This window comes from Streptomyces sp. NPDC041068 (genome assembly GCF_040647455.1).
In the GTDB taxonomy this organism is placed as follows: domain Bacteria; phylum Actinomycetota; class Actinomycetes; order Streptomycetales; family Streptomycetaceae; genus Streptomyces.
In genome coordinates this window covers 422,773-440,795 of the sequence record NZ_JBEZCG010000005.1, presented here as the reverse complement: position 1 = coordinate 440,795, position 18,023 = coordinate 422,773, and the positions used below count along the sequence as shown (strand labels likewise).

Below are 18,023 nucleotides of genomic sequence, written 5' to 3'. Positions count from 1 at the left end.
GGGGCCTGTTGTGCGGGTGGGGCGGGGCTGGTCTCGATGCGGCTGCGGGCCGCAGGCGGCCGCTCGCGCAGTTCCCCGCGCCCCTGACGGGGCGCAGCCCCTGCGGGCCCGGTACGCGGACGGGGCAGAGCTGGTCGCTGTTCGGCTGCGCGTCCGCTGTGGCTTGTCGCGCAGTTCCCCGCGCCCCTCAACGGGGCACGGAGGTACACGCCAACAGTGAACGGTCGCGCCCACGCGGCGGAGTCGCAGATGGTGCTCAGCGGCAGCCGCAGTTCGCCACTGTCGAAGCCATACGGTCCAGGGCCGCCTGGGCCGCGTCGGGGTCCGTCGTACCCGTGGTCATGAAGGCGAAGACCAGGAGGCGGCCGTCCGCGTCCACCACCGTGCCGGCCAGGGTGTTCACGCCCGACAGGGTGCCGGTCTTGGCACGTACGACGCCGGTGCCCGGGGAGTCCTTGGGGTAGCGGTCGACGAGCGTGCCGGTGAAGCCCGCGACGGGCAGGCCCGTCACCACGGAGCGCAGTTCGGGGTGGGCCGGGTCGGCGGCGCGGTCCAGGAGGGCCGCGAGGAGTTCGCCGGAGATGCGGTCGGCGCGGTCCAGGCCGCTGCCGTCCGCGAACTTCGCGCCGGTGAGGGGGAGTTCGAGCTCGGCGAGCTGGTCACGGACCGCCTTGTCGGCGCCGTCGAAGCTCGCCGGTTCCTTCGCGGCGATGGCCGTCTGGCGGGCCAGGGCCTCGGCGATGTCGTTGTCGCTGTGCGTCAGCATCCGCTCGACCAGGGCCGAGAGCGGCGGCGACTCGACCTTCGCGAGCGACTCCGCGCGGTCCGAGGCCTTGGAGGGGCCCGGGTCGCCCTTGGCCTTGGTCTTGACGCCGTGGTCCTTCAGGAAGCCCGCGAACTTCCTCGCCGCGTCGCCCGCCGGGTCGTCCGTGCGGTCGGCGGTCCCGCTGGAGGAGTCGTCGAGGCGCCCCTCGTCGGCCATCAGGGGGCTCACCAGGGTGAGGTTCTCGTTGCGCCCGATGGGGTGCCGCGGCGGCCCCGAGTACAGCGAGGTGTCGTACGAGAGCCTCACCTCGTCCACGCCACGGGCCTTCAGGGCGCGGGCCGTCTCCTCGGCCAGGGTGCGCAGGCTCGCCGCGGTGTCGACGTACCTGCCCTCCTTGCGGGCGGTCAGCGTGGGGTCGCCGCCGCCGACCAGGACGACGTCCTCGGAGTCGGGCTCGATGACCGTCTTCGTGGCGATCCGGTGGTCGGGACCCGCCGCGGACAGCGCCGCGACCGCTGTGGCGATCTTGGTCGTGGAGGCCGGGGTCAGCGCGTCGCCCGCGCCCTTGCCGTAGAGCCGCTTCCCGGTCACCGCGTCCAGCACGACGGCCGAGCGCTCAGGGCCGAGCGCCGGGTCCTTCAGGAGCGGGTCGAGCACGTCCGCGAGGGCGCCGTCGGTGGGCGCCGGAGCCGTCCCCGCGGGTGCGCCGAGCCCCGCGAGCACAGAAGGGGCGCTCGGGGCCGATTCGGGCACGCCGCCCGGCGTACGCCCGCCGTGATCTGCGCCACCCTCGGCCTCCTGAGAAGCGGCCCACTCCCGCTCGGCCGTACGCTGGCCGGAGGAGTCCCAAGGGCCGGCCGCGGCCACAGCCCCGGCCGCGACAACGAGGCCGAGGGTGGCGGCACCCGCCGTGAGTTGCCAGGTCCCGAGCTTCGCGGATACCCCGAGAAGCTTGGCGGCAGAAGGCTTGGACAGCTGTCTCACCAGCTGTCGAGGCCGCTGCCAAGGCTTGAGCTCCGGCACGACGACCAGCCCCTTTCGCGATCACACATCTGCGTGAGGGACACTTAATCACCCGAAGTATGTGCTGATCATGGAGGAGCCACCCGTGGAGTTCGACGTCACCATCGAGATTCCGAAGGGTTCGCGGAACAAGTACGAGGTGGACCACGAGACCGGCCGGATCCGTCTGGACCGTCGCCTCTTCACGTCGACCAGCTACCCCGCGGACTACGGCTTCGTCGAGAACACCCTCGGCGAGGACGGTGACCCGCTGGACGCCCTCGTCATCCTGGACGAGCCGACCTTCCCGGGCTGCCTCATCAAGTGCCGCGCGATCGGCATGTTCCGGATGACCGACGAGGCGGGCGGCGACGACAAGCTGCTCTGCGTCCCGGCCTCGGACCCGCGCGTGGAGCACCTGCGCGACATCCACCACGTCTCCGAGTTCGACCGCCTGGAGATCCAGCACTTCTTCGAGGTCTACAAGGACCTGGAGCCCGGCAAGTCCGTCGAGGGCGCCGACTGGGTCGGCCGCGCGGACGCCGAGGCCGAGATCGAGCGTTCGTACAAGCGCTTCAAGGACGAGGGCGGTCACTGAGCCTCTCGCCCCGGGCGGGCCGCGTGACCCATGGGGGTCACGCGGCCCGTTCGTGTATCTGTGCCCATACTGGCCATACGGAGGGTGCGTAGGCGTCGTATGAGAAGTGAGGGCATCAGTGGCCGAGCAGGAGGCCGAGGACCGCAAGCCGCAGTCGGACGAGGCCCGCAGTGCGTTCGCGCAGCCCAGCGGGGTGGCCACGCAGCCGCCGGCGCCTGAGGACGAGTCGTCGACCACGTCCGAGTTCGCCATCCCCACGGGGCTCGCGACGCCGTCGTCGACGACCCAGGAGACCGAGAAGTCGGCGTTCACGACCCCCCACACCTACAGCGCGCGCAACGCCCCGCAGGCCTTCACGCCCGCCCAGGGCATCCCCCTGGTGCGGCTCACCAAGGACGTGCCCTGGCAGGACCAGATGCGCACGATGCTGCGCATGCCGGTCGCCGAGCGGCCCGCGCCCGAGGCCGCGCAGAAGCAGGAGGACGAGTCCGGGCCCGCCGTGCCCCGCGTGCTCGACCTGACGCTGCGTATCGGCGAGCTGCTGCTCGCGGGCGGTGAGGGCGCCGAGGACGTCGAGGCGGCCATGTTCGCGGTCTGCCGTTCGTACGGCCTCGACCGCTGCGAGCCCAACGTGACGTTCACGCTCCTGTCGATCTCGCACCAGCCCTCGCTGGTGGACGACCCCGTCACGGCCTCCAGGACGGTGCGCCGCCGGGGCACGGACTACACGCGTCTCGCGGCCGTCTTCCACCTGGTGGACGACATCAGCGACCCGGAGATCGACGTCTCCCTTGAGGAGGCCTACCGCCGTCTCGCGGGCATCCGACGCAACCGCCACCCCTACCCCGGCTGGGCCCTCACGGCCGCCAGCGGGCTGCTCGCGGGCGCCGCGTCCGTGCTGGTCGGCGGTGGCGCGCTGGTCTTCCTGGTGGCCGCCGTCGGCGCGATGCTCGGCGACCGGCTCGCCTGGCTGTGCGCGGGGCGCGGGCTGCCGGAGTTCTACCAGTTCGTGGGCGCCGCGATGCCGCCCGCCCTGATGGGCGTGGCGCTCAGCTTCGTCCACACCGAGGCGTCGATGGCCTCCGCGGTCATCACCGGTGGCCTCTTCGCGCTGATCCCCGGGCGGGCCCTGGTGGCGGGCGTGCAGGACGGCCTGACCGGCTACTACATCACCGCGGCCGCGCGCCTCCTGGAGGTCATGTACCTCATCGTGGGCATCGTCTGCGGCGTGCTGCTCGTGCTGTCGCTCGGCGTGATGCTCGACGCCACGAACCTGACTCCGGAGACGAAGTTCGGCGTCTCCTCGACGCGTCCCGTGATCCAGATCCTGGCGTCCATGGCGCTGAGCCTGGCCTTCGCGATCCTGCTCCAGCAGGAACGTCACACCGTACTGATCGTGACCCTCAACGGCGGCATCGCCTGGGTGATGTTCGGTGCCCTGGCGCACACCCCGCTGGAGCTGTCGCCCGTGGCCGCGACGGCCGTCGCGGCCGGTCTGGTGGGGCTCTTCGGGCAGCTCTTCTCGCGCTACCGGTTCGCGTCCTCACTGCCGTACGTGACTGCGGCGATCGGTCCGCTGCTGCCCGGTAGCGCGACGTACTTCGGGCTGCTCGCGCTGGCGCAGAACGACCTGAACACGGGCATCAACTCGCTCACCAAGGCCGTCGCTACGGCGCTGGCCATCGCGATCGGCGTGAACCTGGGGAGCGAGGTCTCCCGGCTGATCCTGAAGGTGCCGGGCGCGACGTCTGCAGCGAACCGCCGCGCGGCCAAGCGGACGCGCGGCTTCTAGGCGTACGAGGCCGGGGTCAGCGCTTCGCGTGGCGGCCGCGCTGGGCCGGGGCCGGGCCCGGGGCGCCGCCCTCGGCCGCGGCCTTCTTGGACTTCCCGCGCGCCCGCAGGAACTCGATGATGATCGGCACCACCGAGATGAGGACGATCAGGATGAGGATCGCCTCGATGTTCTTGTGGACGAACTCGATGTTGCCGAGCCAGGCACCGAGCAGCGTGACGCCCGCGCCCCACAGGACGCCGCCGATGATGTTGAACGTGATGAACGAGCGGTACCGCATGCCGGAGACGCCGGCGATGATCGGCGTGAAGGTGCGCACGATCGGCACGAAGCGGGCGAGGACCAGGGACTTCGGGCCGTACTTCTCGAAGAAGTCGTGGGCCTTGACCACGTTCTCCTGCTTGAAGAGCTTGGAGTCCGGGCGGTTGAAGAGCGCGGGGCCGACCTTCTTGCCGAAGAGATAGCCCGCCTGGTCGCCGAGGATCGCGGCGAGGCAGATCAGCACGCAGGCCAGCCACAGCGGGGTGTCCAGCTTGTTCGTGGTGATCAGCAGGCCGGTGGTGAACAGCAGCGAGTCACCGGGCAGGAAGAAGCCGATGAGCAGGCCCGACTCGGCGAAGACGATCAGCAGCAGGCCCCAGAGACCGAACTGGTTGAGCAGGTAATCCGGATCCAGCCAGCTTGGTCCGAGCGCAAGCGTCGTCACGGTTCCGGGCTCCTGAGGGTGAGGGGGCGGTGCGGCGGCGGGTGCAGCCGCCCAAAGTTATCAACGCGAGGTACCCCGGGCAGGTTCCACCTTCCCGCCTGCGAGGAGCACCGCACACTTCCCAGGGTGCACTCCCGGCCAACCAGGACAAAGCTGTGAGGCATGGGTATCGAAGATTTCGGCGGCGGCCTCAATCCTCAGTCCGACGTCCTCGTCGTGACCACCAACGATGTGCCCGGGTTCCGCGTGACACGTGTGATCGGCGAGGTCTTCGGCCTCACCGTCCGCTCCCGCCACCTCGGCAGCCAGATCGGCGCGGGCCTGAAGTCCATGATCGGCGGCGAGCTGAAGGGTCTGACCAAGACGCTCGTGGAGACCAGGAACCAGGCCATGGAGCGCCTCATCGAGCAGGCACGCGCGCGTGGCGCCAACGCCGTCCTGATGTTCCGCTTCGACGTGACGGAGGCGATGGACGGGGCGGCGGAGGTCTGCGCGTACGGGACCGCGGCGGTGATCGAGCAGCAGCCCTAGCGCCACCCGGGGGCCCGCCACCTCCTCAGGGGCCCACCGCCTCCGCAGGAGCCCGCCACTTCCGCAGGAGCCCGCTACTTCCTGCCGTGCTTTCCGCTCCGCAGCCGGCCGATGAGCCGCTTGGTGTCCGCCCGGCGCTTGGGGTCGGCGGACGCGCGGCGGGCCTCACGCACGGCCCGCCGCCCCTCGGGACTACGGGCGAACTTCGTGACGCGGGAGAGCAGTCCGGACATGACGCCTCCAGGAATCGGTGCGCATCCGCATGGAATCGGTGCGTACCCGCAGTGTCGGCCCGCCGCCCCGTCCTGTCACGAGGTCGCGGCCGCCTAAACGCTCCCCTGGCCCACGCGCGCCGCGTTCGCCAGGATCGCGTCCCTCATGAACACCGCGAGCCCCGGCCGGATGGCCTCGTAGAAGGCCGTGAACCGCTCGTCGGAGACGTACATCTCGCCGAGGCAGGTGTGCAGTTCGTGCGCGCACTCGTAGTGGTTCCGGCAGATGAACAGGCGGTGCTCCTCGGCGCCGTCCATCGCCTCCTGGGAGTCGGCCGCGACCCCCTGGTCGAGCAGGTCACCCATGTGGGCGTGGATCGCGGAGAACTCGTCGTTGATCCGCTTCCAGTCGTCCTTGGTGTACGAGGCGGACCTGCGCTGCGACTCGCGGTACGCCTCGGTGTTGCCCCAGCGGTCCTGGACCTCTTCTGCGTACTGGTCGGGGTCCTGGTCGCCGAAGACCTCGAACTTCTCCTCGGGCGTGAGGTTGATGCCCATCTTTCTCGCCTCCATGGCCGTCTCGACGGCGGCGGCCATCTTCTGGAGCTTCTCGATCCGGGCAGTCAGCAGCTCGTGCTGGCGGCGCAGGTGCGCGCGCGGGTCCGCTTCCGGGTCGTCCAGGAGGGCCGACACCTCGTCGAGGGGGAAGCCGAGCTCCCGGTAGAACAGGATCTGCTGCAGCCGGTCCAGGTCGGCCTCGCTGTAGCGCCGGTGGCCCGCGTGGCTGCGCCCGCCGGGGGCGAGCAGGCCGATCTCGTCGTAGTGGTGCAGGGTGCGCACCGTCACTCCGGCGAAACCGGCGACCTGTCCCACCGAGTAGCTCATGGCTTCCGCCCTCTCTTCGTCGTACGCGCCCCAGCCTGCGTCCTCACGTTGCGTGAGGTGCAAGCCCGTGCCCGGAGGCCGCTGTCGCTACTTGCTCAGCGCCCCGAACCTGCGCACCGCCAACGGCAGGAATACCGCCACCAGCGCCACGGGCCACAGCACCGCGAGGAGCCCCGCGTGTTCCGCCGCCCAGGAGGTGTTCACCACGCCGGGGTCGTTGCCGAACAGGTCACGCACGGCCGTGGCCGTCGCCGACATCGGGTTCCATTCGACGGCGGCGCCCAGCCAGGCCGGCATGTTCTGCGGCACCGTGAAGGCGTTCGAGAAGAAGCCGACCGGCCAGACCAGGATCTGCACGGCCGTCACCAGCTCGGGACGGCCCACGACCATCGCGAGGTGGATGCCGATCCACAGCATCGCGAAGCGCAGCAGCAGGAGCAGCCCGACCGCGCCGAGGGCCGCGCCGAACGAGCCGTGCCAGCGCCAGCCGATGGCGAGCCCGACCCCGATCATGACCAGGAGCGCGGCGAAGGACTGCAGCATGTCCGCGACCGAACGCCCCACCAGGACCGCGCCGTTGGTCATCGGCATCGAGCGGAAACGGTCGATCACGCCCTTGTTCAGGTCCTGCGTGACCGCGACCATCGTCGCGTCCAGACCGAAGGCCATGGTCAGCGCGAACATGCCGGGCACCAGGAACTCGGCGTAATTCCCCTCGATGCCCTTGCCGCCACCGATCAGGTAGTTGAACATCAGCAACAACATCACCGGGAAGGCGAGCCCGACGACCACCTGCACCGGCTGGCGCGCCCAGTGGGCCAGTTCGCGCCGGGTCATGGTCCAGGAGTCCGTGACGGCCCAGCTCATCGACGTACTCACACGCCCTCCTTCGTACGTTCGCGGGGTGCGGCCTCGTCCGTGCGTCCCGTCAGGCTCAGGAACACCTCGTCCAGCGTGGGCCTGCGCAGCGCCACGTCCTCGGCCTCGATGCCGGCGTCCTGCAGGGCCCGTACGACGCCCGTGAGGGCCTCCATGCGGTCCGTCACGGGCGCGGAGGCCATGCGGCGGTCCGCGTCCACCGTGGCGCCGTACGGCAACAGCTCGGCCGCGCGGGCGAGTTGGGAGGCGTCACGCACCACCACGTCGATCCGGTCGCCGCCCAGCTTCGCCTTGAGGTCGTCCGCCGTGCCGTCCGCGATGACACGGCCGCCGTCGATCACCGAGATGCGGTCGGCCAGCTGATCGGCCTCCTCCAGGTACTGCGTGGTCAGGAGCACGGTGGTGCCGCCGCCGACCAGCGAGCGCACCGACTCCCACACCTCCGCGCGGCCCCGCGGGTCCAGGCCCGTGGTGGGCTCGTCCAGGAACAGCACCTCGGGGTCGGTGATGAGGGAGGCCGCGAGGTCCAGGCGGCGCCGCATGCCGCCGCTGTACTGCTTGACCGCCTTGCGGCCCGTGTCCGTGAGGCCGAAGCGCTCCAGGAGCTCATCCGCCCGCACGCGCGCGTGGCGGGCGCCCAGATGATGCAGCCGCCCGAACATGTCCAGGTTCTGGCGACCGCTCAACTCCTCGTCCACGGCGGCGTGCTGGCCCAGCAGACCGATGCGCCTGCGCACCTCGTCGGGCCTGCGGCGCACGTCGTGGCCCGCGACCTCCACGCGCCCCTCGTCGGCGCGCAGCAGGGTGGCGAGCACCCGTACCGCCGTGGTCTTGCCCGCGCCGTTCGGTCCGAGCACGCCGTGCACCGTGCCGCAGCCGACCCTCAGGTCGAGGCCGTCCAGCGCCTTCTTCTCCTTGTACGCCTTGTGCGCACCCTCGACGACGATCGCGTCCGTCATCCGGCTCCCCTCGCTGACCACTTAGTCAAACTTGACTAGATGGGCGAAGATAGCCAAGCCGAAGCCATTCGTCAAACTTGATTAGCGCCCCTTCCGGACCGGGCCGATGCCCTCCGGACCGGGTCGGCGGTCGTCCGGGACCGACTCAGCGGTCGTCGCCCGCGTGCCGCTCCCCCGTCGCGTACGGGTTCTCCTGGTCCTCGGCGAGCACGCCCACGAAGGGCTCGCCCTCGCCCGAGAAGGTGTACGCGCCGCCCTCGATGCGGGCCGCGAGGCTCTTGGTCCACTCCGCGCCTGTGTCGGCCGTGTGCACCCAGTAGTTCATGATCTCGCCGATGTGGCCCAGCTGTTCGGGGCCGTCCTCGGGGATGTAGTACTCGGTGACGGAGGCCCGCCACTCCTCCATGCGCCGCGCCCGCTCCTTGAGCAGGCCGACGACCTCCTCGCGCGGCAGGTCCACCATGAAGCCGAGCCCCGCCGTGAGGATGTCGGGCCGCTGGTCGTACTTGGTCAGCGCCTCGCGGAGCAGGGAGAGGTACTCCTCCGTGCCCTGCTCCGTGAGTTCGTACTCCGTGCGGGGCGGGCCGCCGGCCGTGGACGGGGCGACCTCGTGGGCGTGCAGCAGACCCTGCTTGGCCAGCTGCTTCAGCGCGTGGTAGATCGAGCCCGGCTTGGCGTTGGACCACTCGTGGGCGCCCCAGTACTCCAGGTCGTTGCGGACCTGATAGCCGTGGGCGCGGCCGTGCATGCGCACGGCCCCCAGAACCAGAAGCCGGATCGCCGACATGTACCGCGCCCTTCCCTCAGCCCCCTGGTCATCAACTTTGACTAGGGTATCCCTGCTCCAGCGCCACCAGCTCGAAGGCCGTCTTCCCGTCCAGGGACTCGCGGACGATGTCGGCGTGGCCCGCGTGCCGCCCGATCTCCTCGACCAGGTGCAGCATCAGCCAGCGCATCGACACCGCGCCGTCCTTGGGGAACCAGGGCGCATCGGGCAGCGGGAAGGTGTCGTCGAGGCTCGGCACCGCACGGATGAACTCCTCGGTCTCCCGGGCCACTTGCTCCCAGAAGGCGAGCGTCTCGGCGAGGGTCTCGCCCTCCACGAGGCGGAAGCTGTCCGCCCAGGTCTCCTGGGTGCGGGCCCTCTCGTTGGGCTTCTGCTGGGCCATGCGCAGCCAGTTCAGCTCCGTCTCGGCGACGTGCTTCACCAGGCCCCCGAGGGTCAGCTCGCTGGCGCTGGGGCGGGCGTTCGCCTGCTCGTCGGTCAGGCCGATGACCGAGCGGCGGATGCCGCCGCGCTGGGCCTCCACGAAAGCGATGAGGGCGCCGCGCTCGTCGCCACGGGCTTCCGCGTTCACGTGCGTGACCATGGTGTCCGCCTTTCCCCAAGGGAGTCGATGTCCGCCGGGTTCTCCCGCCGACACCCACAAGCTACGAGCCCTTGCGGTCAGCTTCTGTCCGCAAGGGCTCGGGGGCGCGAAGATCCTCAGCGCGAAGATCCTCAGAACGGGAAGCGCGACCTGCCGTGCTGCACCGAGATCCACTTCTGCGTGGTGAAGGCGTCCACCGTCGCCTCGCCGTTCAGCCGCCCGACACCGGAGTGCTTCTCGCCGCCGAACGGCACGATCGGCTCGTCGTGCACCGTGCCGTCATTGATGTGGATCATGCCGGTGTCGATGCGCTTCGCGAGCCGTACGCCGCGCTCGACGTCGCCGGTGTGCAGGGCGCCGCTCAGGCCGTAGGGAGTGGCGTTGGCGATGCGTACGGCCTCGTCCTCGCCGTCGAAGGGCAGCAGGAGCGCCACGGGACCGAAGATCTCCTGGTTCAGCACCGGGGAGTCGGCGGGCAGGCCCGTCAGCACCGAAGGCGCCACGAGGTTCCCGTCGGTGCGGCCGTGCAGCAGCGCCGTCGCGCCCGCCTCGACCGTCTGCTCGACGAGCGTCGCGACACCCTCCGCCTGGGAGGAGTTGATGAGCGGGCCGATCTGGGTGGCCGGGTCGGCCGGGTCGCCGACCTTGAGCGTCGCGACCTTGGCGACGAACTTCTCGGTGAACTCCGCCTCCACCGAGCGGTCCACCAGGATGCGGTTGGCGGCCATGCAGACCTGCCCCTGGTGGACGAAGCGGCTGAAGACCGCCGCGTCCACGGCGTAGTCGATGTCGGCGTCGTCGAGGACGATCAGGGCGCTGTTGCCGCCCAGTTCGAGGATCGACCGCTTGAAGTGCGCGGCACAGACCGTGGCGACATGGCGGCCGACCGCGTCCGAGCCGGTGAAGGAGATGACGCTCGGCACCGGGTGCTCTATGAGCGCGTCGCCGATCTCGGCTATGTCCGTGATCACGACGTTCAGCAGCCCGGCGGGCAGGCCGGCGTCCTCGAACACCCTGGCCACCAGGCTGCCGCCGAGCACCGGGGCGTTCTGGTGCGGCTTGAGCACCACCGCGTTGCCGAGCGCGAGCGCCGGGGCGACCGACTTGATCGACAGCAGGAACGGGAAGTTGAAGGGGCTGATGACACCGACCACGCCCACCGGGACGCGGTACAGCCGGTTCTCCTTGCCGTCGTCCGGTGACGGCAGGATCCGCCCCTCCGGACTCAGCGCCAGATGGACCGCCTCGCGCAGGAACTCCTTGGTGAGGTGGATCTCGAAGGCCGCCTTGAGCCGGGTGCCGCCCAGCTCGGCGATGATCGCCTCGGTGATCTCCTCCTCGCGGTCCTCGATGATCCGCAGGGCGCGCTCGAACACGGCACGCCTGGCATAGGGGTTGGTCTGGGCCCACTCCTTCTGCGCGCGCTCGGCGGCGCGGTAGGCCTGGTCGACCTCGTCGGCGGTGGCGACGGTGATGGACGCCAGCTTCTCCCCGTCGTACGGATTGAAGTCGATGATGTCCCAGGAACCGGACCCGGCCTTCCACTCACCGTCGATGTACTGATGAGCCAGGTCAGTGAAGAAGGACATGAGACGGACCCCTTGCCGCGGCAGCAGACGGAAGCAAACGGAAGCAGACACCTGATCTCACGTCATAGTACTTATGTTTCAGGTGAGTTGGAGTAGACCACGGAGAAGGTCTCGGCTGTCCGCGGGATCCGGGCTGTCCTTGTGCAGCTGGGCCACCACCCGTTCGTACTGGGCGACTTCCTCCGCCTTGTCGAGATAGAGCGCGCCGGTGAGCTGCTCCACGTACACGACGTCCGAGAGGTCGGACTCGGGGAAGCTCAGCATGGTGAAGGCGCCGCTCTCGCCGGAGTGGCCGCCGAAGCTGAACGGCATCACCTGGAGCGTGACGTTCGGGCGCTCGGAGATCTCGATGAGGTGCTGGATCTGACCCCTCATCACCTCCCGGTCGCCGTAAGGGCGTCGGAGCGCCGCCTCGTCCAGGACGCAGTGGAAGCGGGGCGCGTGCTCGGAGGCGAGGAGCTTCTGGCGCTCCAGGCGCAGCGCGACGCGCCGTTCGATCTCCGCCTTGCTCGCGCCCTTCATACCGCGCGCGACGACCGCGTGGGCGTACGCCTCGGTCTGCAACAGGCCGTTGACGAACTGGACTTCATAGACGCGGATGAGCGAGGCCGCGCCCTCCAGACCGATATATGTCTGGAACCAGCCGGGCAGGACGTCCGAGTAACTGTGCCACCAGCCCGTGAGGTTGGCCTCCTTGGCGAGGGAGAGGAGCGCGCCGCGCTCGGCTTCGTCCGTGACGCCGTAGAGCGTCAGGAGGTCCTCGACGTCCCTGGACTTGAAGCTCACCCGTCCCAACTCCATGCGGCTGATCTTCGATTCGGAGGCGCGGATGGAGTATCCGGCCGCTTCGCGGGTGATGCCGCGGGATTCCCTGAGGCGCCTCAGCTGCGACCCCAGCAGGATGCGCCGTACCACCGAGCCGCTCGACTCCCCTGCGGTCACTTCGCTCAATCCTCCCCATCGACTGGAAGCCAGCAGTCTGCCATTAAACGCTTCGGGCCGTACACGTCCGGTTACAGAAATGGAAAGGCTCCGAAAGCTCTCCACAAGAAGTCGTAGGAAGAAATGGGCAAGAAGCGCACGGGAGCGACCAAGTCCGGCGCGTGCACGTGCATCTGCCCTTGCATCTGCTGTACGCATTCGGAACCATGGTCCGCGCGCCACCGCTGTACGCACCATCGGCGACCGACCGCGCCACCGCTCCATCGCTACGTACCGCGAAACCGGGGAGTGCCTCGCATGGGGACGAATGGATCGACCATGCTCGAGCCGTTACGGCAGGGGCTACCCCCACTCGACCCCTCCGCGGTCTCCAGCGCGGCGTCCGTCGCCCTCCCCGCCCGTTACGAAGCGGTGGGCAGCGCACGGCAGTTCACCCGCACGACGCTGGATCAGTGGGATCTCGAGGAGAGATTCGACGACATCGCCCTCGTCGTCTCCGAGCTCGTCACCAACGCCCTGCGGCACGCGCTGCCCGCGGACACCCCGCGCGAACGCCAGGACCCGCCCGTGCGGCTGCACTTGATGCGCTGGGCCTCTCGTCTGGTGTGCGCGGTGCGCGACCCCAGCGACGAGAGTCCGGTCGCGCGCGACACCGACGACGACTTCTCGGCGGAGTCGGGCAGGGGCCTGTTCCTGGTGGACTCCTTCAGCGACGGCTGGGGCTGGCACCCGCTCGCCGGCACGCTGCGCGGCAAGGTGGTCTGGGCGCTGTTCCGCCTGGGTTGAGTCCGCCGGTACGACGTGGCCCGCGGGCGGGCCGAGTCCACCCGGCGGACTAGCCGCCTATGAGGTGGTCGAACTCGCCGTCCTTCATCCCCAGCAGCATCGCTTCTATCTCCGCGCGCGTATAGACGAGCGCCGGACCGTCCGGGAAGCGCGAGTTGCGCACGGCGACGTCGCCGCCCGGCAGCTTCGCGAACTCCACGCACGAGCCCTGCGAGTTGCTGTGTCTGCTCTTCTGCCAGACCACCCCGTGAAGCTCCGTGGCCGCCATGCCGTTAAACGCGTGGTGCACAGATCGCTCCCCGGTGGTGCAGTGCCGTCGGTGGCTCTGGATGTGGCTCTAGATGCAGTGGTCAACTGTCCCGGATCATAGCTGTGTTCACATGCCGATGCATGGGCAGATGCACGTGCACGCGGGGTGTTCCCTTGGTTACAGATCTGTCAGTACGTCGATTGCAGGTCTGTCATTACGTCCGGTTCGCCGTCCGGGCCGAATCCGCCGTGCTCTAGGAACAGACGCGCACCGCCCCGTTTATGTTCCGTCCAAGTGCCGGAAAAAACGGGCGCGGTGCGCTAAGGGGGAGGGAGGAAGGGGTTCCGTCAGCGAGAAGCTCCGTACGGCAGCAGGGCCATCTCCCTGGCGTTCTTGATCGCCGCGGCGATCCTGCGCTGCTGGCGCACGGTCACCCGCGTGACCCGGCGGCTGCGAATCTTGCCGCGGTCCGAGATGAACTTCCGCAGCAGATCGGTGTCCTTGTAGTCGATGTACGTGATGCCTGCGGCGTCCAGGGGGTTGGGCTTCGGCTTCTGCGGGCGGGCGGCGGACTTGCGCGGGGACACGGGTCAGACCTCCAGGAGGGTGTCGAAGGCAGGGGGCAGGTGTTTCCAGGCGTCGCGCCCGGCGGCGTACTCCTCGTCCGTCAGCAGGCAGGACTCCAGGACCCGTTCGAGCCCTTCGCGGTCCAGGCCCGGCGAGGTGAACACCAGGTGGTTGCAGCAGTCGCCGTGCTCCGGGTGCCAGTCCAGGGCGGCGGCCGCGCGGCGCACCGGCGGGACCATCTCCCACGCGGCGTCCGGCAGCGAGGCCAGCCACGGCCCGGCGCTCTCGACGCAGAGCGCGCCGCCCGCCGCGTCCCAGCCGAGCAGCGTGTCCGGGTGGTCGGCCAGCCAGAACCGGCCCCGGCTGCGGGCCGCCGCGCAGGTCAGGTCCTCCAGGGCGTCGTAGAGCCGCCCCGGGTGGAAGGGCCGCTCCCGATGCCATACGAGGGTGGAGACCCCGCACGCGTCGGCCTCCGCGGGCAGCAGCGCACAGGCGGGGTGCTGCGCGGCGGCCGCGGCCTCGACGTCGAAGCCGACGCGCGCGGCCACCGCCAAGTCGTCGCCGCCGATCGGGACTTGGCGCGCCGTCGGGTGGAGCTGGGCGAGCAGGGCGCGGTCCTCGTCGTCGGCCTCGGCCGAGTCCGCGACGGCGAGCACGGGGGCGTACTCCAGCTGGCGTGCCCAGGTGTCGGCGACGGTGCGCTGGTCGGTGGGGGCGGCGGCGAGCCCGGCCTCCATGAGGTCGTCGCCGTTGCCGAGGTAGGGCAGGAGCAGGGCGGGGTCGACGGCCGTGACGACACCGCAGAGCCGGATGCCTTCGCCGCCGTGCGCGGCGATCACCTCCGCCATGGCCTTGGGCTCGACCGAGTCCCACAGCTCTACGACCGCCGGCCCGGCCAGGCCCGCGTCCGCGAGGCGCCGCAGCTCGGGCACCAGGTCCTCGCGGAGCGCGCAGCAGGCGCAGTCGTCGACCAGCGGGGCCTCGCCGGCGGAGAGCACCTCGGTGGCGTCACGCACGGTGCGCACGACGGTGCCCCGCACGGCGGTCGACAGGTCGTGGTGGAGGGCCACGCTGCCGGGTGTGGTGGCCAGGAGGGCGTCGACGGCCGCCTTGCGGGCGTCCGCGTGGAGGCCGCCGACGATCACGACGTCCAGCGCGGTCCCCTCGCTCATCGGCGCTTCCCGAAGCGGCGCTCGAAGCGCTCGACGCGGCCTGCGGTGTCCATCACGCGGGCGGTGCCCGTGTAGAAGGGGTGGCTCGCGGACGAGACCTCGACGTCGATGACGGGGTACGTGCGGCCGTCCTCCCACTCGATCGTCCTGGCACTGCTCGCGGTGGACCGGGTGAGGAAGGCGAAGCCCGCGGCCTTGTCGCGGAAGACGACGGGGCCGTACGGCGGGTGGATGTCCTTGCGCATGGGTCAGCGCTCCTCTCGGAAGTCGACGTGGCGGCCCGCGACCGGGTCGTACTTGCGCAGCGTGAGGCGGTCGGGGTCGTTGCGGCGGTTCTTGCGGGTGACGTAGGTGAATCCGGTGCCGGCCGTGGACCGGAGCTTGATGACGGGGCGGAGTTCGTTGCGGGCCATGTGGCTAGTATATGAAAATGACTCCCGTTTTCAATTGGGGGGCCGTCCCTACGACCGAGAGGTGCGTCACCTTGTCCGCCCACTGCCAGCTGACCGGCGCGAAGCCCGGCTTCGGCAACCACATCTCCCACTCCCACCGGCGGACGTCCCGCCGCTTCGACCCCAACGTCCAGCGCAAGCGGTACTGGCTGCCGAGCGAGGGGCGGTACGTGCGGCTGCGGCTGAGCACGAAGGGGATCAGGACCGTCGACAGCATCGGGATCGAGGCGGCCGTCGCCAGGATCCGTGCCCGTGGCGTGAAGGTCTGAAGGGGAAACCAAAGGGAGGCCGAAGGCCTCGAAGGGAAAACAATGGCCAAGAAGAGCAAGATCGCCAAGAACGAGAAGCGGCGCCTGGTCGTCGCGCGGTACGCCGCGCGACGGGCCGTGCTGAAGGAGATCATCCGACGGGGCGGCAGCAGTGACGCCGAACGGCTCGCCGCACAGCGGGAGTTGGCGCGGCAGCCGCGTGACGCCAGTGCGACGCGGGTGCGGAACCGGGACGGCGTGGACGGGCGTCCGCGCGGATACGTGGGGGCGTTCGGGTTGTCGAGGGTGCGGTTGCGTGAGCAAGCGCACGCCGGATACCTGCCGGGTGTGCGCAAGTCCTCCTGGTAGCTTGGCGCGCGATTTGGCCGGGGCGTCGACTTGGGGCGACTCCGGCAACGCCAGGCCTTTTAGGGGGACTTCAAGTGCGTACGTACGTCCGTAGTGTCCGTCGTGTGCGGGTCGGTGTCGCGGTGGTGGGGCTCGCCGCCGCGCTCGCGCTGACCGGGTGCAGCAGTGACGGGGACGGTGGCGGCAAGAAGGACCGGGGGTCGGCCGACGGGTCCTCCGGGTCCGCGTCCGGTGGCTCCGACGCGTCGGACGAGGGCGGCTCGACCGGAGGCTCCGACTCCGGCGCCAAGGGCGGCAGCCTCGAAGGCACGTGGGTCGCCACCGCCGACGGGAAGCCGCTCGCCCTCGCCGTCACCGGCAAGACGGCGACGCTGCTCGGCGAGGACGTGCTGTGCAATGGCACCGCGGGGGACGAGATGGGCTCGCAGATGATCAACCTCAAGTGCCCGAAGGGGAATTCGGACCGCACGATGGGGCGGGTCGAGTCCGTGGACGGCAAGTCGATGAAGGTCGCCTGGGAAGGGGCCGGCAAGGACGAGTTCCTGAAGACCGAGGGCGGGAAGCTGCCCGAAGGGCTGCCGACCGCGGGGTTGCCGCAGTCCTGAGCCTCGGCGTCGGGCATCGCCTTCGGGCCTTGGGGCCTTGGGGCCTTGGGGCCTTGGGAGCCTTCGGGCCTTGGGAGCCTTCGGGCCTTGGGGGCCTTCGGGCATCGCCTTCGGGCGTATTTCGTCAGCGGGCCGCGGGACCTTTCCGGTTCCGCGGCCCGTCCGCGTCCGGGCTCTTCGTGGCCGAGCCGTCGACCAGCATCGGTGGCGGTGTCGTGTCCAGGGCGTCGGACAGTTCGTCCAGGGTCTCCAGGAGCAGGCCCGCTCCCCTGCGGACCACGCGGTCGGGTACGCCCTCGCCGTCCCACTCCTCCAGGGCCTTGCGGACCGCGTCCCAGCGCGGGACGCGGCGTTCCCGTACCGCCTTCGCGCCCTGCTCCGTCGACGTGCGCAGGGCCTGTGCCAGGCGGGCCGCCGCGGGCACGGGGGTCGCGTCGCGGTCGGGGAGGTGGGCCTCCATCAGCATGGCGACGCGGCCCAGTTGGGCCAGCGTCTCCTCGGCGTCGGCGGCCGCGGCGCGGGACAGGCCCCGGTGGCGCACCGGTTCGTTCTTGGCGCGGCTCGCCGCCTCCTGCCAGGCGATGCGGGCGTCGCGGGCTTCGAGCAGGGCCTCGCGCACGTCGGGGCAGGTCTTGCCCGCCGGGTGGGCGTAGTGGTCGACGACCGCGGCGGCGTAACGGCCGTCCGCCGCCAGCCAGTCGGCGAGGCGGGTGCGCAGGCGCGGGGTCTCCCACGCGGGGTAGACCGCGTACGCGATCATCGCGAGGACGCCGCCGAGCAGGGTCAGGACCACGCGTTCCGGGACCGTCTGCGTCCACTGCTGGCCGCCCATGCCGAGCAGGAACACGACGTACGCGGCGACGCAGGCCTGCGCTGCCACCTGGCCGGTGCGCATCAGCAGGTACATCATTCCGGCGCAGAGCACGGCGAGCGCGGCGGACAGGCCGGTGCCGGGGTCGGCGAGCTGGACCACAGCCGTGGCGAGCGCGACGCCCACGAGGGTGCCGCCGAAGCGGGCCACGGCGCGGGAGTACGTCTGGGAGAAGTCCGGCCGCATCACCATGACCGAGGCCATGGGGGCCCAGTAGCCGTGCCCGAAGGGGAGCCAGTGGCCAAGGAGGTAGCCGGCACAGGCCACGGCGGTGACGCGGATCGCGTGGCGGGTGACCGGGGAGTCGTGCCGGAACTCGGCCCGCACGGCGCGGAGGACTCCGGGGACCAGGGCGGGGAGCGTGGGGCGGAGGAGGGGGATGGCCTGGGTGTCGGACTGGACTCCGGTGGGGGTGGATCGGGGGGCGGGGTCCGCGGGGACGTCCCGTTTCGCAGAGGATCGGGGAGCCGGG

General features: G+C 70.5%; 23 protein-coding genes. 7 read left to right on the top strand and 16 right to left on the bottom strand.

Annotated features, from left to right (window positions below):
- Nucleotides 1-256: 256 nt before the first annotated feature.
- The gene (gene dacB / locus AB0B50_RS14430) at nt 257-1,789 is read right to left on the bottom strand and encodes a D-alanyl-D-alanine carboxypeptidase/D-alanyl-D-alanine-endopeptidase (protein ID WP_362330199.1); all 1,533 of its coding nucleotides are present in this window, start codon (nt 1,787-1,789) and stop codon (nt 257-259) included.
- Between the two features lie 85 nt (nt 1,790-1,874).
- On the opposite strand from dacB, the gene AB0B50_RS14425 reads away from it, so the two are divergent.
- Nucleotides 1,875-2,366 (top strand): inorganic diphosphatase, encoded by a 492-nt coding sequence (locus tag AB0B50_RS14425; protein WP_055701044.1) that lies wholly within the window; start codon nt 1,875-1,877, stop codon nt 2,364-2,366.
- 118 nt (nt 2,367-2,484) lie between these two features.
- Nucleotides 2,485-4,158 carry a threonine/serine exporter family protein gene (locus tag AB0B50_RS14420; protein ID WP_362330196.1) on the top strand — a complete coding sequence of 558 codons (1,674 nt, stop codon included), beginning with the start codon at nt 2,485-2,487 and terminating at the stop codon, nt 4,156-4,158.
- A gap of 16 nt (nt 4,159-4,174) precedes the next feature.
- Here AB0B50_RS14420 and AB0B50_RS14415 read toward each other — a convergent pair whose 3' ends face one another.
- Nucleotides 4,175-4,864, bottom strand: a complete 690-nt coding sequence (locus tag AB0B50_RS14415; protein ID WP_362330193.1) for a VTT domain-containing protein — start codon at nt 4,862-4,864, stop codon at nt 4,175-4,177.
- Between the two features lie 162 nt (nt 4,865-5,026).
- On the opposite strand from AB0B50_RS14415, the gene AB0B50_RS14410 reads away from it, so the two are divergent.
- The gene (locus AB0B50_RS14410) at nt 5,027-5,395 is read left to right on the top strand and encodes a YbjQ family protein (RefSeq protein WP_362330190.1); all 369 of its coding nucleotides are present in this window, start codon (nt 5,027-5,029) and stop codon (nt 5,393-5,395) included.
- A gap of 74 nt (nt 5,396-5,469) precedes the next feature.
- Here AB0B50_RS14410 and AB0B50_RS14405 read toward each other — a convergent pair whose 3' ends face one another.
- The 8 genes from AB0B50_RS14405 to AB0B50_RS14370 form a co-directional block, all read right to left on the bottom strand.
- Complete coding sequence (locus tag AB0B50_RS14405) at nt 5,470-5,628, bottom strand: hypothetical protein (RefSeq protein ID WP_362330188.1); 159 nt, start codon at nt 5,626-5,628, stop codon at nt 5,470-5,472.
- A 93-nt stretch (nt 5,629-5,721) separates the two neighbouring features.
- Complete coding sequence (locus AB0B50_RS14400; RefSeq protein WP_362330186.1) at nt 5,722-6,492, bottom strand: MerR family transcriptional regulator; 771 nt, start codon at nt 6,490-6,492, stop codon at nt 5,722-5,724.
- Nucleotides 6,493-6,579: 87 nt separating this feature from the next.
- A complete protein-coding gene (locus tag AB0B50_RS14395; RefSeq protein ID WP_362330437.1) occupies nt 6,580-7,359 on the bottom strand; it encodes an ABC transporter permease in 780 nt (259 codons plus the stop codon).
- Between the two features lie 8 nt (nt 7,360-7,367).
- Nucleotides 7,368-8,330: an ATP-binding cassette domain-containing protein gene (locus tag AB0B50_RS14390; RefSeq protein WP_362330183.1), complete on the bottom strand. Its 963-nt coding sequence runs from the start codon at nt 8,328-8,330 to the stop codon at nt 7,368-7,370.
- A gap of 145 nt (nt 8,331-8,475) precedes the next feature.
- Nucleotides 8,476-9,117, bottom strand: a complete 642-nt coding sequence (locus tag AB0B50_RS14385; protein WP_362330180.1) for a PadR family transcriptional regulator — start codon at nt 9,115-9,117, stop codon at nt 8,476-8,478.
- 31 nt (nt 9,118-9,148) lie between these two features.
- A complete protein-coding gene (locus tag AB0B50_RS14380) occupies nt 9,149-9,700 on the bottom strand; it encodes a DinB family protein (RefSeq protein WP_362330177.1) in 552 nt (183 codons plus the stop codon).
- 131 nt (nt 9,701-9,831) lie between these two features.
- Entirely contained in the window at nt 9,832-11,289 is a 1,458-nt protein-coding gene (locus AB0B50_RS14375) for an aldehyde dehydrogenase family protein (protein ID WP_362330174.1), read from the bottom strand.
- Nucleotides 11,290-11,367: 78 nt separating this feature from the next.
- Complete coding sequence (locus AB0B50_RS14370; RefSeq protein WP_362330171.1) at nt 11,368-12,231, bottom strand: helix-turn-helix transcriptional regulator; 864 nt, start codon at nt 12,229-12,231, stop codon at nt 11,368-11,370.
- Between the two features lie 297 nt (nt 12,232-12,528).
- On the opposite strand from AB0B50_RS14370, the gene AB0B50_RS14365 reads away from it, so the two are divergent.
- On the top strand, nt 12,529-13,017 hold the full coding sequence (locus AB0B50_RS14365; RefSeq protein ID WP_362330168.1) for an ATP-binding protein: 489 nt from the start codon (nt 12,529-12,531) through the stop codon (nt 13,015-13,017).
- Nucleotides 13,018-13,066: 49 nt separating this feature from the next.
- Here the strand turns inward: AB0B50_RS14365 and AB0B50_RS14360 are convergent, their stop codons facing one another.
- The 5 genes from AB0B50_RS14360 to rpmG all read right to left on the bottom strand — a co-directional run bounded on the left by AB0B50_RS14360 (nt 13,067) and on the right by rpmG (nt 15,419).
- Nucleotides 13,067-13,306 carry a DUF397 domain-containing protein gene (locus tag AB0B50_RS14360; RefSeq protein WP_223775964.1) on the bottom strand — a complete coding sequence of 80 codons (240 nt, stop codon included), beginning with the start codon at nt 13,304-13,306 and terminating at the stop codon, nt 13,067-13,069.
- A 308-nt stretch (nt 13,307-13,614) separates the two neighbouring features.
- Complete coding sequence (gene rpsR / locus AB0B50_RS14355; protein ID WP_362330165.1) at nt 13,615-13,854, bottom strand: 30S ribosomal protein S18; 240 nt, start codon at nt 13,852-13,854, stop codon at nt 13,615-13,617.
- A 3-nt stretch (nt 13,855-13,857) separates the two neighbouring features.
- Entirely contained in the window at nt 13,858-15,006 is a 1,149-nt protein-coding gene (locus AB0B50_RS14350) for a GTP-binding protein (RefSeq protein ID WP_362330162.1), read from the bottom strand.
- A complete protein-coding gene (locus tag AB0B50_RS14345) occupies nt 15,003-15,251 on the bottom strand; it encodes a type B 50S ribosomal protein L31 (RefSeq protein ID WP_362330159.1) in 249 nt (82 codons plus the stop codon). The genes AB0B50_RS14350 and AB0B50_RS14345 overlap by 4 nt, the downstream gene beginning before the upstream one ends.
- Nucleotides 15,252-15,254: 3 nt before the next feature.
- Nucleotides 15,255-15,419, bottom strand: coding sequence for a 50S ribosomal protein L33 (rpmG, locus tag AB0B50_RS14340; RefSeq protein WP_044382365.1), 165 nt, complete (start codon nt 15,417-15,419; stop codon nt 15,255-15,257).
- Nucleotides 15,420-15,490: 71 nt separating this feature from the next.
- Between rpmG and rpmB the strand changes: the two genes are divergently transcribed.
- The 3 genes from rpmB (at nt 15,491) to AB0B50_RS14325 (ending at nt 16,680) form a co-directional block, all read left to right on the top strand.
- A complete protein-coding gene (gene rpmB / locus AB0B50_RS14335) occupies nt 15,491-15,727 on the top strand; it encodes a 50S ribosomal protein L28 (protein ID WP_362330156.1) in 237 nt (78 codons plus the stop codon).
- A 42-nt stretch (nt 15,728-15,769) separates the two neighbouring features.
- Complete coding sequence (gene rpsN, locus AB0B50_RS14330; protein WP_362330153.1) at nt 15,770-16,075, top strand: 30S ribosomal protein S14; 306 nt, start codon at nt 15,770-15,772, stop codon at nt 16,073-16,075.
- Between the two features lie 104 nt (nt 16,076-16,179).
- Nucleotides 16,180-16,680 carry a hypothetical protein gene (locus AB0B50_RS14325; protein ID WP_362330150.1) on the top strand — a complete coding sequence of 167 codons (501 nt, stop codon included), beginning with the start codon at nt 16,180-16,182 and terminating at the stop codon, nt 16,678-16,680.
- A gap of 124 nt (nt 16,681-16,804) precedes the next feature.
- Here AB0B50_RS14325 and AB0B50_RS14320 read toward each other — a convergent pair.
- Nucleotides 16,805-18,023: FUSC family protein (locus AB0B50_RS14320; protein WP_362330147.1), on the bottom strand; the 1,219-nt coding region annotated here is incomplete at its 5' end.

Excerpts from the sequence above, each read along its gene's own strand:
- AB0B50_RS14410 (WP_362330190.1), top strand. The coding sequence starts at position 5,027 with ATGGGTATCGAAGATTTCGGCGGCGGCCTCAATCCTCAGTCCGACGTC.
- AB0B50_RS14345 (WP_362330159.1), bottom strand. The coding sequence starts at position 15,251 with ATGCGCAAGGACATCCACCCGCCGTACGGCCCCGTCGTCTTCCGCGAC.
- AB0B50_RS14350 (WP_362330162.1), bottom strand. The coding sequence starts at position 15,006 with ATGAGCGAGGGGACCGCGCTGGACGTCGTGATCGTCGGCGGCCTCCAC.
- AB0B50_RS14375 (WP_362330174.1), bottom strand. The coding sequence starts at position 11,289 with ATGTCCTTCTTCACTGACCTGGCTCATCAGTACATCGACGGTGAGTGG.
- AB0B50_RS14385 (WP_362330180.1), bottom strand. The coding sequence starts at position 9,117 with ATGTCGGCGATCCGGCTTCTGGTTCTGGGGGCCGTGCGCATGCACGGC.
- AB0B50_RS14380 (WP_362330177.1), bottom strand. The coding sequence starts at position 9,700 with ATGGTCACGCACGTGAACGCGGAAGCCCGTGGCGACGAGCGCGGCGCC.
- rpsN (WP_362330153.1), top strand. The coding sequence starts at position 15,770 with ATGGCCAAGAAGAGCAAGATCGCCAAGAACGAGAAGCGGCGCCTGGTC.
- AB0B50_RS14365 (WP_362330168.1), top strand. The coding sequence starts at position 12,529 with ATGGGGACGAATGGATCGACCATGCTCGAGCCGTTACGGCAGGGGCTA.
- rpmG (WP_044382365.1), bottom strand. The coding sequence starts at position 15,419 with ATGGCCCGCAACGAACTCCGCCCCGTCATCAAGCTCCGGTCCACGGCC.
- AB0B50_RS14405 (WP_362330188.1), bottom strand. The coding sequence starts at position 5,628 with ATGTCCGGACTGCTCTCCCGCGTCACGAAGTTCGCCCGTAGTCCCGAG.
- AB0B50_RS14400 (WP_362330186.1), bottom strand. The coding sequence starts at position 6,492 with ATGAGCTACTCGGTGGGACAGGTCGCCGGTTTCGCCGGAGTGACGGTG.
- AB0B50_RS14390 (WP_362330183.1), bottom strand. The coding sequence starts at position 8,330 with ATGACGGACGCGATCGTCGTCGAGGGTGCGCACAAGGCGTACAAGGAG.
- AB0B50_RS14395 (WP_362330437.1), bottom strand. The coding sequence starts at position 7,359 with ATGAGCTGGGCCGTCACGGACTCCTGGACCATGACCCGGCGCGAACTG.